The organism is Arthrobacter sp. SDR-2R (genome assembly GCF_057747955.1).
The window spans coordinates 3,192,099-3,205,743 of record NZ_CM173231.1; the positions used below are offsets into that span (position 1 = coordinate 3,192,099).

The window sequence follows — 13,645 nt, forward strand, 5'->3', positions numbered from 1 at the left end:
TCTCTGTGACGGCTATTGGAAACTTCAAGCCAGCTGGCCTGGCCGCGCTTGCCGCCATCGGGGCACTTACCCTGGCGGCATGCCAGACCCCGTCCGGCCAGGCAGAGCCGTCCCGGTCCGCATCCGTCGCCGCGACCCAATCCACTGTGACCGCCTCCCCCAGCCCCTCGGCGTCGCCCAACACGTCCGCAACCGTGGGCGCCGTCGTGGCGGGCTTCCCCCAGCAACTCCTGCCCCTGATGCCGGGGGCAACGGTGGTGTCCAGCAGCTTTGACAAGGCCTCAGCGCCCGCCACTGCAGCCCTCGTGGGTACTGTCACGGCGCCCACTGCCTCCGTGATGGACTTCTATTCCAAGGCTTTGGAAGGCCAGGGCTTCAAGGCCGTTCCCGGGGACAAGGTGGGCGCGGTGGCTTCCAAGGATTTCGTCCGCGGTGACAACGAGACCGTGAACCTCTCCGTGGTGGAAGCCGCCGGTGTTTCCACTTTCACCATCGGGGCCAACGTGGCAGCTGAGTCAGCCAAGTGACGGCCGCGGAGCAGTTGAGGAATGAACAGGCTGATTTTGTGGCAGGAGTTGCCGGCGAGCTGACCAGCTTCCTGACCGCACGCCAGTCGGTGATGTCCGGCATTTCCCCGGACATCGAGCCCATCATGGGTTCCATCTCGAATTTGGTGACCGGCGGAAAACGCCTCCGCGCCCTGATGTGCTATTGGGGATGGCGGGGTGCAGGCGGCGAGGCCGGATCAGGCCAGGTGGTCACGGCCGGGGCAGCCCTCGAGCTGTTCCAGGCTGCCGCCCTGATCCACGACGACATCATCGACCGTTCGGACACCCGGCGGGGCGGTCCCAGCGTGCACCGCCGCTTCAGCCAGCTGCACACATCGCAGGGCTGGGCGCTGGACAGCGAACGGTTTGGGCAGGCCGCAGCGATCCTTGCCGGCGACCTTTGCCTGTCCTTCAGCGAGGAGGCGTTCACCGACATCGGCGAGCCGGCCGCGTCGGGCAGCAGGGCCAGGCTCATCTTCAACCTCATGCGCGCCGAGGTCATGGCCGGACAGTACCTGGACATCCTGGAGGAAGTGGCCGGACCGGTCCGGGACCGCGCCGGTGCCGTTGGCAGGGCGCAATCGATCATCCGGTTCAAGAGTGCCAAGTACTCCACCGAGCACCCCTTGGCGTTGGGCGGAGCTTTGGCCGGAGCGTCCAATGACCTGCTCCGCGGCTATTCAGCGTTCGCCCTCCCGCTGGGCGAGGCCTTCCAGCTCCGCGACGACGTCCTGGGCGTGTTCGGGGATCCGCTGACCACAGGCAAGCCGGCCGGCGATGATTTGCGTGAAGGGAAGCGGACCGTTCTGGTGGCCCTCGCCCTGGACCAGGCTTCGCCGGAAGAGTCCGCGTTCATCGATGCCAGCCTGGGCAGGCCCGATCTGTCCGAATCCGACATCGTCGAAATTCGACGGATTATCGAGGATTCCGGCGCGCTGCAGGCCACGGAAGTCCTTATCAATGAATTCGGCGCGGCAGCATTCGATGCCCTTGACGGGCTTCCGTTGGACGAGCTGCCCAAGACCGCCCTTCGGAAGCTGGCTGAAGCTACCGTCAGCCGAGCCTCCTGAAAGCGGCAGCTACCAGGCCAGAGTCTGGGCCCTGCGCCTGATTTCGGTCTTGCGCCCTTCCCGAAGGGCATCGATGGGGCGGCCGCGCAGGGATTCGTCGGCGGTGAACAGCCAGCCAATAAGGTCCTCGTCCGAATAGCCGGCATCTGCCAGCACCACGATGGTCCCCTTAAGGCTGTCCACTACCTGGCCGTCCTGGATGAATTCCGCTGGAACCGACCGGATCTTCCGTTCCCCAACGCGCAATGCAGCGAGGGCATGTTCGTCAATCAGGCTGTGGACCTTGGTGATGGAGACATCCAATAAACGGGCGACGTCGGGCAGTGGCAGCCACTCGCCCACCAGGTTTTCTACGTTATTCACGGATCAAGGTTGCCACGCTGCGCACCCCCGCGCCTAGTCGGAGCATTCCATTCCGCTCCTGGCCTGCGGACACTCCCGAAAAGAGGGCATTACGGGGAATCCCAAAATTCTTGTGCTATCCGCTAATTCATGAGAGATTCACACTCATAACATTTGTAACACTAATAACTTGAGTCACAGTAGTATCAAGATTGACAGCGGCATCCCCGTCCGCGTCCGCACCCGCAGTTGAGAAGAGGATTCCTTCCGATGACGACGTCCCGCTCGCCAAAGCAGCCCCCCAAGCCGAGTCTGCCGATGATTGCCGCCACCACAGCGGCGCTGCCAGCGGTCGTATTGTCATCCTTGGCCCTCGCCCAACCTGCCGCAGCACAGCAGCCCGCACGGAACATCCCCAGCAGCCTCGCAGCAGCCATGAAGGCCCAGGCTGCAGCGAAGGCAGCCGGAACGGTGATTCCCGCCGCCGTGGTATCCACCACCATCCCGGCCGCCTTCCAGCCCGCACAGCCGGCGGCACCTGCGGAGTACACGATTGCCCGCGGCGACACCGTCAGCGCGATTGCCGGCCGCTTCGGCTTGGATACCGGCGAAATCCTCAAGCTGAACAACCTGCAGGCCAACACCATCATTTACCCGGGGCAGAAACTAAAGCTGTCCGGTTCGGCTGCACCTGCGGCCCCCGCACCTGCGGCTGCCCCGGCTGCTCCGGCCCCTGCTGGTGGAGCAACGTACACGGTGAAGCCGGGCGACACCCTCGGTGCGATCGCAGCAAAGCACAACGTAGCCCTTTCCGACGTCTTCACCTGGAACAATCTCTCCATGCGCTCCATCATTTACCCGGGGCAGAAGATCAAGGTGGGTGGCGGCGATTCCACGCCTGCTCCCGCGGCGGCCCCGGCCCCCGCCCCGGCCGCACCTGCGCTGGCCGCCACCTCAGCACCGGCAACCGGCTCCTACACGATCAAAGCCGGAGACACGCTGTCGGCGATTGCATCCCGGCACGGGGTAAAGCTGTCTGACCTGCTCTCGGCGAACAAGCTGGGCATGACCAGCATCATCTACCCTGGCAGCAAGCTGGCCATTCCCGGCGGCTCCGGCCAGTCGGATCCGCAGCCGGCTGCTGCGGCCCCGCAGCCTGCTGCCGCGCCCCTGGTGCCCAGCTCCTTCCTGGGCTTCAGCTACCCGGCTGCCGTGGTCAGCTCGGCCAATGAAAACAAGGCCCTGCTGAACGCCTCCCCCGTTCCCTCGCGGGATGAAATGAAGAACATCGTTGCCGATACGGCACGCCGGATGGGAGTGGATCCTTCCCTGGCCCTCGCCTTCGCCTTCCAGGAATCCGGTTTCAACCAGCGCGCCGTGTCACCGGCCAACGCCATCGGCACCATGCAGGTCATTCCCAGTTCCGGGCAGTGGGCCTCAGACCTGGTGGGCCGGAAGCTGAACCTGTTGGACCCCTACGACAATGCCACAGCCGGCATCGCCATCATCCGGCAGTTGCTGGCCACCAGCAAGGACCAGGACACCGCCATTGCCGGGTACTACCAGGGCCAGTACTCGGTGAGCAAGTACGGCATGTACGACGACACCAAGGCCTACCTCGCTGCCATCAAGGCGCACCAGAAGAACTTCGGCTGAGCGGGCCGCCGGCCAGTTCCTGAGTGCGGGTCCGAACCGTTACCGGTTCGGACCCGTTTTCGTGTCGGACGCGTTTTGCTGCGGGATTAGGATCGTATGGTGCAGGAACACGTGTCAGACCCAGTTGCAGGGACCCTGGTGGACAACCGTTATGCAGTCACCTCCAGGCTTGCCCGTGGCGGAATGTCCACCGTCTACCTGGCCATAGACCAAAGGCTGGACCGTGAGGTGGCGCTGAAGGTGCTGCACCCCCACCTCGCTGCTGACGGGAACTTCCTGGACCGGCTGGGCCGGGAGGCAAAGGCGGCCGCCCGGCTGTCGCATCCGCACGTGGTGGGTGTCCTTGACCAGGGCAATGACGGCAACACGGCCTACCTCGTAATGGAGTACATCAAGGGCCACACGCTGAGGGACGTTCTCAGGGAAAGGGGTGCCCTGCCTCCCCGGCTGGCGCTGGCACTGATCGATCCGGTGGTGGAGGGCCTGGGCGCGGCACACGCTGCCGGCTTTATCCACCGTGACGTCAAGCCTGAGAACGTCCTGATCGCCGATGACGGCAGGATCAAAATAGGCGACTTTGGACTTGCCCGTGCCGTTACCAGTTCAACCAGCACCGGGGCCCTGCTCGGAACGGTGGCCTATATCTCCCCGGAACTGGTCCTGGGCAAGCCGGCAGACGCCCGCAGCGACGTCTACTCCGTGGGCATCATGCTGTATGAGATGTTGACCGGCAGGCAGCCGTTCGAGGGCGAAGTCCCCATCCAGGTGGCCTACCAGCACGTCAACGGAACCGTGGGCCCGCCATCGGACCTGGTGCCGGGGCTGGCCGGGGAAGTGGACGAACTGGTGCAGTGGTGTACTGCCAATGATCCGGAAAACCGGCCGGTGGACGGCAATGCCCTGCTGCAGGAACTGCGCCACATCCGGACCAACCTCACTGATGCCGAACTGGACCTGCTGCCTCCTGCAGCCGCTGCCGCCGCGTCCCAGCACCAGACCGAGGTCCTGGCACGGCGCAGCAACCCCACAACGCTGATGCCTCCCGCCCGGCCCGCCGCCCCTGCCTACCCGCCCGGCCGGCAGGAGGCACCGGCCCCGTCGGCATCGGCGGGCCCTGCCGCCCAGGTGCCATATCACCAACGGCCCGGATTAGCATTGCCCGACGACGACGATGCGGACAGCGGATGGTCTCCCCCGCCGCCGCGGCTGGGCAAGCGGGCCCAGCGCCGGGCGGACAAGGAAAGCGGGAAACTCCGCGCCCTTGCCGCTGCCACGCCGGTGCGCACGCTTCGGGAGGGAAATCCCCGCCGCCGCGGCATCCTTTGGGTCCTGGTCCTCATCATCGCCGCACTCCTGGCGACGGGCGCCGGCTGGTTTTTCGGAATGGGTCCGGGCGCCGCGGCCGCCGTACCGGCGGTCGCCAACAAGACTGTGGCGCAGGCCCAGCAGTTGCTGGGCGGAGTGGGCTTCCGCTCCACTACGAGCGATGTCTTCGACGACGAGGTGCCCACCGGGCTGGTAGTGGGCACGGACCCCGCCGCGGGGACGGAGATCCGGAAGTTCCAGCCGGTTTCCCTGCTGGTTTCAAAAGGTCCCCAGCTTTTTCCCTTGCCGAAACTCACGGGCGGAACCTTGTCTGAGGCGAAGACCTCCCTCAACTCCGATGGCATGGCCCTGGGCACTGTCACTGAACAGTTCGATGAACAGGCGGCTGCTGGAACCGTCATGTCGCAGGACCCTGCCGCGGGCACGCCTGCCCGCCACGGCACCCCCGTTGCGATCGTGGTTTCCAAGGGCCCGCAGCCCATCGCCGTCCCTTCGGTGGTCGGGAAATCCGGGGACGACGCCGTGGCGGCACTGAAGGCAGCAGGCCTCACTGCCAAAGTAGCCCCGGAGGCGGTGTTTGACCGGAACATCCCGGAGGGCGCCGTCGTCAGCCAGTCCCCCGCCAACGGGACACTGACCCGGGGTGGCACTGTTACCCTGACCATTTCCAAGGGCCCCAGGATGGTGGCGGTGCCGAGCTACATCGGCAAGCAGGCAACTGAAGCGCGCAAGGCGCTGGAAGCACTCGGCTTCCAGGTCCGGGTGAACAACATTTTGGGCGGCTTCTTCGGCACGGTGAGGGACCAGTCGCCGGTGAACCGGGAAGTTCCGGAGGGCTCAGTCATCACCATCACCGTGGTGTAGCCCCTTGTCTTTCAATGAAAAAGGGTGGGCCGGCAGTGCCGGCCCACCCTTTTACTGCCCTGGTCCTAGTGCTTGGCGAGGGCGCCGGCCACCAGGAACGCCATCTCAAGGGACTGCATGTGGTTCAGGCGGGGATCGCAGACGGACTCGTAGCGGTCCAGGAAGGCCTCCTGGTCGATCGGGTCCGCGCCACCCAGGCACTCCGCGACGTCATCGCCGGTCATCTCGACGTGCAGGCCGCCCGGTACCGTCCCCAGCCCGTGGTGCACCTCGAAGAAACCGCGCACCTCGTCAATGACGTCGTCGAAATTGCGCGTCTTGTAACCGTTGGGCGACGTGACGGTGTTGCCATGCATGGGGTCCGTCACCCACAGGACCTGCGCGCCGGAGGCGGTGACCTTTTCGACGACGGCCGGCAGTTTTTCGCGGATGTTGCCGGCGCCCATACGGGTAATGAAGGTGAGCCGGCCGGGTTCGCGGTCCGGATCCAGCTTGTCGATCAGGCGGAGGGCGTCATCACCGGTGGTGGACGGCCCGAGCTTGACGCCGATCGGGTTGCGCACCCGTGAAAGGAAGTCGACGTGGGCGTGGTCCAGCTCGCGGGTGCGCTCCCCGATCCAGAGGAAGTGGGCCGAAGTGTCGTACGGGAAGCCGGTGCGGGAGTCGATGCGGGTGAGGGCGCGTTCGTAGTCGAGCAGCAGGGCCTCGTGGCTTGCGAAGAACTCAACCCGCTTAAGTGCTTCGAAATCGGCGCCGCAGGACGCCATGAACTTGATGGCCCGGTCGATGTCGCGGGCCAGCGACTCATAGCGGGCGTGGGCCGGGTTCTCGGTGAAGCCCTTGTTCCACTGGTGCACGGAGCGCAGGTCCGCGAAGCCGCCCTGGGTGAAGGCCCGGATGAGGTTCAGCGTGGATGCGGAAGTGTGGTAGGCACGCAGCATCCTCGACGCGTCGTGGCCGCGTGAATCGGGGGTGAAGTCGTAGCCGTTGACGATGTCGCCGCGGTAGGCGGGCAGGGTCACTCCGTTACGGGTTTCGTCATTGGAGGAGCGGGGCTTGGCGAACTGGCCGGCCATCCGGCCCATCTTGATAACCGGCATTGCTGCGCCGTAGGTAAGCACCACGGCCATCTGGAGGATGGTTTTGACCCGGGCGCTGATCTTGTCAGCCGTGGCGGCCTCGAATGTTTCGGCGCAATCACCGCCCTGCAGCAGGAACGCCTTGCCTTGGGCGGCAGCAGCCAGGCGCTCGCGCAGCACGTCCACTTCGCCGGCGAACACCAGCGGCGGCAGGACGGAGAGTTCCTTCACCGAAGCCTCAAATACATCCCGGTCCTGCCAACTGGGCTGCTGGGAAATGGGAAGGTCCCGCCAGTGGTCCAGTCCGGGATAGTTTGCCGCTCCGCTCTGGGCGGTGCTGGACAGCGAAAAGGCGGGTTTTGCAGATAGCTCAGTCACCCTCTAAGACTAACGGCAGGGCGGCACCACCGGGCACCTGGCCGTCACGCTGACCGCCGCCGCCGTCACAACTGCGGCGCGCCCCGTGGAAGGTCCGGCTACCCCGTCGCCGATGTTCCGGCGTCGTCCCCGGCGTCGTCGCGGGCACCGGGCTGCGGTACGGACGGTCCTCCGGCGCCTGGCTCCGGGACAAAACCATTGTCGGCGGCCACCGGAGCGGCAAGCGGTTCGGCTGCAGCCACGGGTTCTCCGGGCTTGCCGGCGAGCCGAAGCTTCACCACGGCGGCGTACTCGTCCACGTACTCCTGCCCGGAAAGCCTCATCAGCTGGGACATGATCTCATCCGTGACCTTGCGCTGGACCGTCCTGTCCTCTGCCTGCTCACGGTACTGGCTGAAGTCCAGCGGTTCGCCGAAGATCATCCCGATCCGGCGGATGTTGGGCAGCCGTTTGCCGATGGGCTGGACCTTGTCAGTGCCGATCATGGCAACCGGAATCACTGGGACGCCGGCCTGCAGGGCCAGCCTGGCCACGCCCACCTTGCCGCGGTACAACCGCCCGTCGGGGCTGCGCGTGCCCTCGGGGTAAATGCCCAGCAGGCCGCCTGCGTTAAGTACTTCCATCCCGGCATTCAGGGATGCGGCAGAGGCAGCGCCTCCGGACCGGTCCATGGGCAACTGGTTGGTGAGGCGGAAGAACGCGGCAGTCAGCCTGCCCTTGATTCCGGTGCCCGTGAAGTACTCGGACTTGGCCAGGAAGACCACGGGCCGCCGCACCATGAGTGGCATGAAGATGGAATCGGAGAATGAAAGGTGGTTGGAGGCGATGATGGCGGCCCCCTGCGCGGGAATATTGTCCAGGCCCTTGACCCAAGGCCGGAACAGCAGCTTGATCACCGGACCGAGGAAGATCCTTTTCATAACCCAATAGAACACGTGGTGAACCTCTCCGGAAGGCAGCCCCCGGGCCCTGCGTCGGGCCTGGCCAGCGAGTCAATGCAACCCTACTCTAGTGAGATTTGGCGGGAACAGTGACACGATGGAGTCATGACTGAAAGCAGCATCCCGACCCGGCCGGCCGCTTTCAGTTATCCAGGCCACGGGGCCAATGCCCGCATCGGGGTAGCCATATGCCACGGCTTCACGGGCAGTCCGCTGAGCATCATGCCGTGGGCGCAGCACCTGGCGGAGCTGGGGTACGCCGTATCCGTCCCCCTGCTGCCGGGGCACGGCACGGACTGGCGCCAGCTTGCGCGGACAAGCTGGAAAGACTGGTACCGCAGCTACGAAACGGCCCTCCTGGATCTCTCGGGGCGCACCGATGCCTGCTTCGCCGCGGGTCTGTCCATGGGCGGTGCCATTGCACTGCTTGCGGCGTCCCGCCACCACGTGGCCGGTGTCAGTGTGGTCAACCCCGGGCTGAGCTTCTACGACCGGCGGGTGCGGATCATAGGACTCCTCAAATACTTCCAGCGGACCACGGTTCCCATTCAGGAGGACCAACCCACGGCACCCGCGACGGACGACGGCGACTATTCGCTGACTCCGCTGGCTGCCGTGCATGAGCTGAAGAAACTGTTCGGGGCGGCAGTGCGCGGCCTGCCCCGGGTGGACGCCCCGGTCCAGGTCTTCAAGTCGCGCACTGACGCCGTTGTTCCGCCAACATCGCTGGCGCTGCTGCGCAAAGGGCTGGCCGGACACCTCGCGGAAGTGACGGACCTTGCCAGCAGCGGACATGTGGCTACTCTTGACGTTGACGCGCCCGTAATTTTCGCCCGGTCGGCAGAATTCGTCGCCGCCCACGCCCGCCGCACCAGCACCTTGGAGACGACATGACGTCCGGTCCGGACCACAGCCCCTTCAGCAGTGCCTTCAGCGGCGAAGGGCCCCGCACGGGAGTCGTCCTGTCCCACGGCTTCACGGGGAGCCCCCATGGCCTGCGCGCCTGGGCCATGGCCTTCGCCGCGGCCGGTTTCGCCGTCCGGATGCCGCTGCTGCCGGGCCACGGGACCAGTTGGCAGGACCTTGCCCGAACCCGCTGGCAGCAATGGCACGGCGCCCTGGATGACGCCTTCCTGGAACTGGACGCCGAGTGTGACCAGGTCTTCGCGGCGGGCCTTAGCATGGGCGGGGCCCTGGCCCTGCGCATCGCGGCCACCCGGCCGGTCGCCGGAGTCCTCCTGGTGAACCCCGGCCTGGTGATTGACGATCCCCGGGCGTCGCTGGCCGGGCTCCTCAAACTGGTGCTGAAAAGCACCCCGTCCATCGGCAATGACATCCTCAAGGCAGGTGTGGACGAGGGCGCGTATGCCCGCACCCCTGTGGCCGCGGCCCATGAGCTCAACAAAATGTTCAAGGACACTGTCCGGCTCCTCCCACGGGTCACGGCACCTGTCCAGGTGTACCGTTCCGCTGTGGACCACGTGGTGTCCGATGCCAGCATGGATGTCCTCCGGCGGGGCCTGGCACACGCGCCCCTGGAAGTGGTCCGGCTGGAGAACAGCTACCACGTCGCCACGCTGGACAACGACGCCGACCGCATCTTCGAGGGGTCGGTGGACTTTATCCGCCGCGTGCTGGCATCCGGGCCCGCCAGCCCGGCCGGACCGGGACAGGAGGTCCGCAGTGAACAGGCCTGATTCGGAGCAGCCGGACCAGGGTGCCAACCAGGACGACGCCGTATGGCTTGACTTGGTGGCGCGGCTCGAATCGGACACCGTGGCCATTCGGCCCGACACTCCTGTATCCGGGGAGCAACCGCCCACCGGGATTGTGCCCAATGAAACTGCGCCCACCGGAAGTGGACCTACCGCGCCCGAAACGCCTGGCCCGTCCTCCTTCCGCGACTTCGATCCCTTGGGCCTGGCCGGGAGGCCGCCGGCCGAACCGTCTGCGGCGCAGCGCCAGGCGTCAGGTGGGCCGGACGGTCCTACGGCAAGCGGGTCCCCGGAGGGACCGCGGGACTATGAGGTGGACGACGACGGCGAGGAGTTCGTGCCGGAGGAACCGCCCAGCCTGGCCGGCACCGATCCCCTGACCATGCTGGCCTGGCTCGGCGCCGTAGGTGGACCGGTGGCGCTGCTGCTGTCGGCAATGTTCTGGCGCACGGCGCCCCTGCTGGCCATCGTCGGCATTGTTGCCGTGTTCGTGCTGGGGACGGTGTACCTGATCATGAAGCTGCCCGAAGAAAAGAACGGCGACGACGACGGCGCGAGGGTCTAGCGCAGCTCCTCCTGGGCCACCGCCGGACCAGCCGCCGTCGTCAATTGCGGACGCGGCTGCTGACGCGCGAAAGGTCGGCCGCGCCGATGAGGCCCGCGTTGGGGCCCAGGGCCGCCAACTCGATCCCTGCGGCCGGGCGGAATCCGCGGCCCGTCAGGTTCCGCGCGAACGCTTTGCGGGCCGGCTCCACCAGCAGGTCGCCCGCCGAGCAGAGCCCGCCGCCGATAACGAAGAGGCCCGGGTCCAGCGCCGCCGCCAGGTTGGCCAGCCCCAGGCCGAGCCATTCGCCAACTTCCTCGATCAGCTCCCGTGAGGCGGGATCGCCGGCCAGGGCCAGTTCGGTCACGATGGCTCCGGTGATGGCCTCGGGATGTCCGCCCACGGCTGCCAGCAGGTCGTGGGCCACCGGCGAGTTCGACCGGGCGAGCAGCCTGGCTTCGCGGCCCAGGGCGTTGCCGGAGGCGTATTGTTCCCAGCATCCGCGGTTGCCGCATTCGCAGCGGTGGCCTCCGGGCATGATGATCTGGTGGCCGAACTCCCCTGCCACGCCGAACCGGCCACGTTCCACCCTGCCGTCCATCACCATGGCGCCCCCGATGCCGGTGCCCAGCGTGATGCAGACCAGCCGGTCCTCTCCCTGCCCGGCGCCAAAGCGCCATTCGGCCCAGGCCGCGGCGTCGGCGTCGTTGGTCAGCAACACCGGACGGCGGAGGAGCCGCTGGAGGTTCTCACGCAGCGGTTCGTTGCGCCAGGCCAGGTGCGGGCTGAAGAGCACGGTTCCACCGGCCAGGTCCATCCACCCCGCAGCACCGATGCCCACGGACCAGATGCGGTGCCCCCGGCCGAGTTCCTCCACCAGTTCCACGATGACCTGCTCCACTGCCCGTGGGTCGGTGCCCGGGGTGGACCGGCGGGCTTCACTGAGGATCCTGCCTTCCGCGTCCACCACCCCGGCGGCCACCTTGGTCCCCCCGATGTCTATGCCGATGGCCAGCCCCTTGCGGCCAAGGCGAAGGTGCCCGCCCACACTTCCGTGCAACTGTCCGGCGCGGTACGTGGCGGGACGGCGGCGCCAGGGCGCTGGTCTTTTGAGGGGGCCGGCCTGATCGCCGGACGACGGTCCGTACATAGTGCACCATTCTAGGCGGGCGGAAGGATTGTCTTGACATACAGTCCCCCATGCAGCGCCCATTGACGGCTAAGTTACTCGCCAGTAGGTTTGTGTACTGCACAGTTCCGGCAGGGGTACTAGTCTTTAGGCAAACCCCTGCGCGGGACTTCAGATATCAAAGGAGCTATAGTGCGCGAATTCAGTGTTCCGCCCCTGGTTGTTGTCCCTCCGGAAACCAACATCACCGACCTGGTGCTGCGGCAGGCAGCCAAGCCCAGCAACCCGGCACTGTTTTCCCGCCTGGACTCCGCAGGCTCGTGGCGCGACGTGTCCGCCACCGAGTTCCTCGCCGACGTGAAGGCGCTGGCCAAGGGGCTCATCGCCAGTGGGGTGGGGGCGGGCGACCGCGTTGGCATCATGTCCCGCACCCGTTACGAGTGGGCACTCGTGGACTTCTCCATCTGGTTCGCCGGGGCTGTGTCGGTGCCCATCTATGAAACCTCGTCCCCTTCCCAGGTTGCCTGGAACCTGGGCGATTCCGGCGCTGTGGCGGCATTCGGCGAGTCCGCCCATCACGAAAACGTCATCCGGCAGGCCGTCACCGCCGAAGGACTCACGGCAGTGCAGCATGTGTGGCAACTCGAGGGCCAAGGCCTCGACAGCCTTCGCGAGGCAGGCCGCGACGTCAGCGATGAAGAGCTGGAGTCACGACGCAGTGCAGCCGGCCTCCACGACATTGCCACGATCATTTACACGTCGGGCACCACAGGGCGTCCCAAAGGCTGCGAACTCACGCACGGCAACTTTGTGGAGCTGTCCGACAACGCACTGGCCATCATCGGTGAAATCGTCCACGAGAACGCCAAGACCATCATGTTCCTCCCGCTGGCCCACGTGTTTGCCCGCTTCATTTCGGTGCTGGCCATGGCGGCCGGTACCACCGTGGCCCACACTCCGGACATCAAGAACCTCCTGGCCGACCTGCAAAGCTACGAGCCGACATTCATCCTTGCGGTGCCCAGGGTCTTTGAAAAGGTCTACAACTCCGCGCTGACCAAGGCGGAGGACGGCGGCAAGGGCGCCATCTTCCACCGCGCCGCCGAAACTGCCATTGCGTTTTCCAAAGCCCGCCAGAACGGACACGTGGGACTGGGCCTGAAGCTGCGGCACGCACTGTTCGACAAACTGGTGTACGGCAAGCTGCGGGCGGCGATGGGCGGACACGTTGCCCACGCGGTGTCCGGCGGCGGCCCGCTTGGCGAGCGGCTGGGACACTTCTTCCAGGGCATCGGGATGCAGGTGCTGGAGGGCTATGGCCTCACCGAGACCACCGCCCCCATCACGGTCAACACCCCGTCCCGGATCAAGATCGGTTCGGTGGGCAAGCCCCTCCCGGGAAACGCCGTGAAGATTGCCGACGACGGCGAGATCCTGGCCAAGGGGGTCTGCGTGATGCGGGGCTACTACCGGCGGGACGACCTCACAGCAGAGGCGTTCACCGATGGCTGGTTCCACACCGGTGACATCGGCCGGCTGGACGATGAAGGCTTCGTCTGGATCACCGGCCGCAAGAAGGAGATCATCGTCACCGCGGGCGGCAAGAACGTCATCCCCGCGTTGCTCGAAGACCAGATCCGTGCCGACGCCCTGGTGTCGCAGGTCCTGGTGGTGGGTGACAACAGGCCGTTCATCGGGGCCCTGGTGACCCTCGACCAGGAAGCGCTGCCAGGGTGGCTCCAGCGCCACGGCCTTCCGGCGGACACCACCCTTGAGCAGGCGGCGGGCAACCCGGTAGTGAAGGCAGCAGTGCAGGACCTGATTACCGCGGCAAACACCTCGGTTTCCCAGGCCGAGGCCATCAAGTCCTTCCGCATCGTCCCGGCAGACTTCACCGAAGCCTCAGGGCACCTGACCCCCTCCATGAAGGTGAAGCGGGCGCAGGTGATGAAGGACTTCGAAACCGTCATCGAGGAGATGTACTCCGCGCCGCGTTCCTGACGTCCCACAACAAAGGAAGGGTCCTTCACCTTGTGAAGGACCCTTCCTTTGT

At 66.1% G+C, this 13,645-nt stretch carries 12 protein-coding genes; 8 read left to right on the top strand and 4 right to left on the bottom strand.

Annotated features, from left to right (window positions below):
• Window positions 1-5 precede the first annotated feature (5 nt).
• Entirely contained in the window at window positions 6-527 is a 522-nt protein-coding gene (locus AC3ANU_RS14740; protein WP_018771509.1) for a hypothetical protein, read from the top strand.
• Window positions 524-1,618: a polyprenyl synthetase family protein gene (locus tag AC3ANU_RS14745; RefSeq protein WP_056389738.1), complete on the top strand. Its 1,095-nt coding sequence runs from the start codon at window positions 524-526 to the stop codon at window positions 1,616-1,618. The genes AC3ANU_RS14740 and AC3ANU_RS14745 overlap by 4 nt, the downstream gene beginning before the upstream one ends.
• Window positions 1,619-1,627: 9 nt before the next feature.
• Here the strand turns inward: AC3ANU_RS14745 and AC3ANU_RS14750 are convergent, their stop codons facing one another.
• A complete protein-coding gene (locus AC3ANU_RS14750) occupies window positions 1,628-1,981 on the bottom strand; it encodes an Rv2175c family DNA-binding protein (RefSeq protein ID WP_026266108.1) in 354 nt (117 codons plus the stop codon).
• Window positions 1,982-2,230: 249 nt separating this feature from the next.
• On the opposite strand from AC3ANU_RS14750, the gene AC3ANU_RS14755 reads away from it, so the two are divergent.
• Together AC3ANU_RS14755 and pknB are read left to right on the top strand one after the other, a co-directional pair.
• Window positions 2,231-3,616, top strand: a complete 1,386-nt coding sequence (locus tag AC3ANU_RS14755) for a lytic transglycosylase domain-containing protein (RefSeq protein WP_026266107.1) — start codon at window positions 2,231-2,233, stop codon at window positions 3,614-3,616.
• Between the two features lie 96 nt (window positions 3,617-3,712).
• Window positions 3,713-5,806: a Stk1 family PASTA domain-containing Ser/Thr kinase gene (pknB, locus tag AC3ANU_RS14760; protein WP_488314785.1), complete on the top strand. Its 2,094-nt coding sequence runs from the start codon at window positions 3,713-3,715 to the stop codon at window positions 5,804-5,806.
• Window positions 5,807-5,871: 65 nt separating this feature from the next.
• Here pknB and AC3ANU_RS14765 read toward each other — a convergent pair whose 3' ends face one another.
• A complete protein-coding gene (locus tag AC3ANU_RS14765; RefSeq protein WP_488314786.1) occupies window positions 5,872-7,263 on the bottom strand; it encodes a class II 3-deoxy-7-phosphoheptulonate synthase in 1,392 nt (463 codons plus the stop codon).
• Between the two features lie 98 nt (window positions 7,264-7,361).
• On the bottom strand, window positions 7,362-8,198 hold the full coding sequence (locus tag AC3ANU_RS14770; protein WP_026266106.1) for a lysophospholipid acyltransferase family protein: 837 nt from the start codon (window positions 8,196-8,198) through the stop codon (window positions 7,362-7,364).
• Window positions 8,199-8,309: 111 nt separating this feature from the next.
• Here AC3ANU_RS14770 and AC3ANU_RS14775 point away from each other — a divergent pair, with 111 nt between their 5' ends.
• The 3 genes from AC3ANU_RS14775 to AC3ANU_RS14785 are packed head-to-tail and all read left to right on the top strand — an operon-like array spanning window position 8,310 to window position 10,484.
• The gene (locus AC3ANU_RS14775) at window positions 8,310-9,098 is read left to right on the top strand and encodes an alpha/beta hydrolase (protein WP_018771502.1); all 789 of its coding nucleotides are present in this window, start codon (window positions 8,310-8,312) and stop codon (window positions 9,096-9,098) included.
• On the top strand, window positions 9,095-9,901 hold the full coding sequence (locus AC3ANU_RS14780; protein ID WP_018771501.1) for an alpha/beta hydrolase: 807 nt from the start codon (window positions 9,095-9,097) through the stop codon (window positions 9,899-9,901). Before AC3ANU_RS14775 ends, AC3ANU_RS14780 begins: the two co-directional genes overlap by 4 nt.
• Window positions 9,888-10,484, top strand: a complete 597-nt coding sequence (locus AC3ANU_RS14785) for a hypothetical protein (protein WP_018771500.1) — start codon at window positions 9,888-9,890, stop codon at window positions 10,482-10,484. The genes AC3ANU_RS14780 and AC3ANU_RS14785 overlap by 14 nt, the downstream gene beginning before the upstream one ends.
• A 40-nt stretch (window positions 10,485-10,524) precedes the next feature.
• On the opposite strand, the gene AC3ANU_RS14790 is transcribed toward AC3ANU_RS14785, so the two are convergent.
• Entirely contained in the window at window positions 10,525-11,613 is a 1,089-nt protein-coding gene (locus tag AC3ANU_RS14790) for an ROK family glucokinase (RefSeq protein ID WP_026266105.1), read from the bottom strand.
• A gap of 171 nt (window positions 11,614-11,784) precedes the next feature.
• On the opposite strand from AC3ANU_RS14790, the gene AC3ANU_RS14795 reads away from it, so the two are divergent.
• Window positions 11,785-13,593, top strand: a complete 1,809-nt coding sequence (locus AC3ANU_RS14795; RefSeq protein WP_056389730.1) for an AMP-dependent synthetase/ligase — start codon at window positions 11,785-11,787, stop codon at window positions 13,591-13,593.
• The last annotated feature ends 52 nt before the right edge of the window (window positions 13,594-13,645 follow it).

Coding starts and splice junctions, on each gene's coding strand:
- pknB (WP_488314785.1), top strand. CDS start 3,713: ATGGTGCAGGAACACGTGTCAGACCCAGTTGCAGGGACCCTGGTGGAC.
- AC3ANU_RS14790 (WP_026266105.1), bottom strand. CDS start 11,613: ATGTACGGACCGTCGTCCGGCGATCAGGCCGGCCCCCTCAAAAGACCA.
- AC3ANU_RS14775 (WP_018771502.1), top strand. CDS start 8,310: ATGACTGAAAGCAGCATCCCGACCCGGCCGGCCGCTTTCAGTTATCCA.
- AC3ANU_RS14780 (WP_018771501.1), top strand. CDS start 9,095: ATGACGTCCGGTCCGGACCACAGCCCCTTCAGCAGTGCCTTCAGCGGC.
- AC3ANU_RS14755 (WP_026266107.1), top strand. CDS start 2,231: ATGACGACGTCCCGCTCGCCAAAGCAGCCCCCCAAGCCGAGTCTGCCG.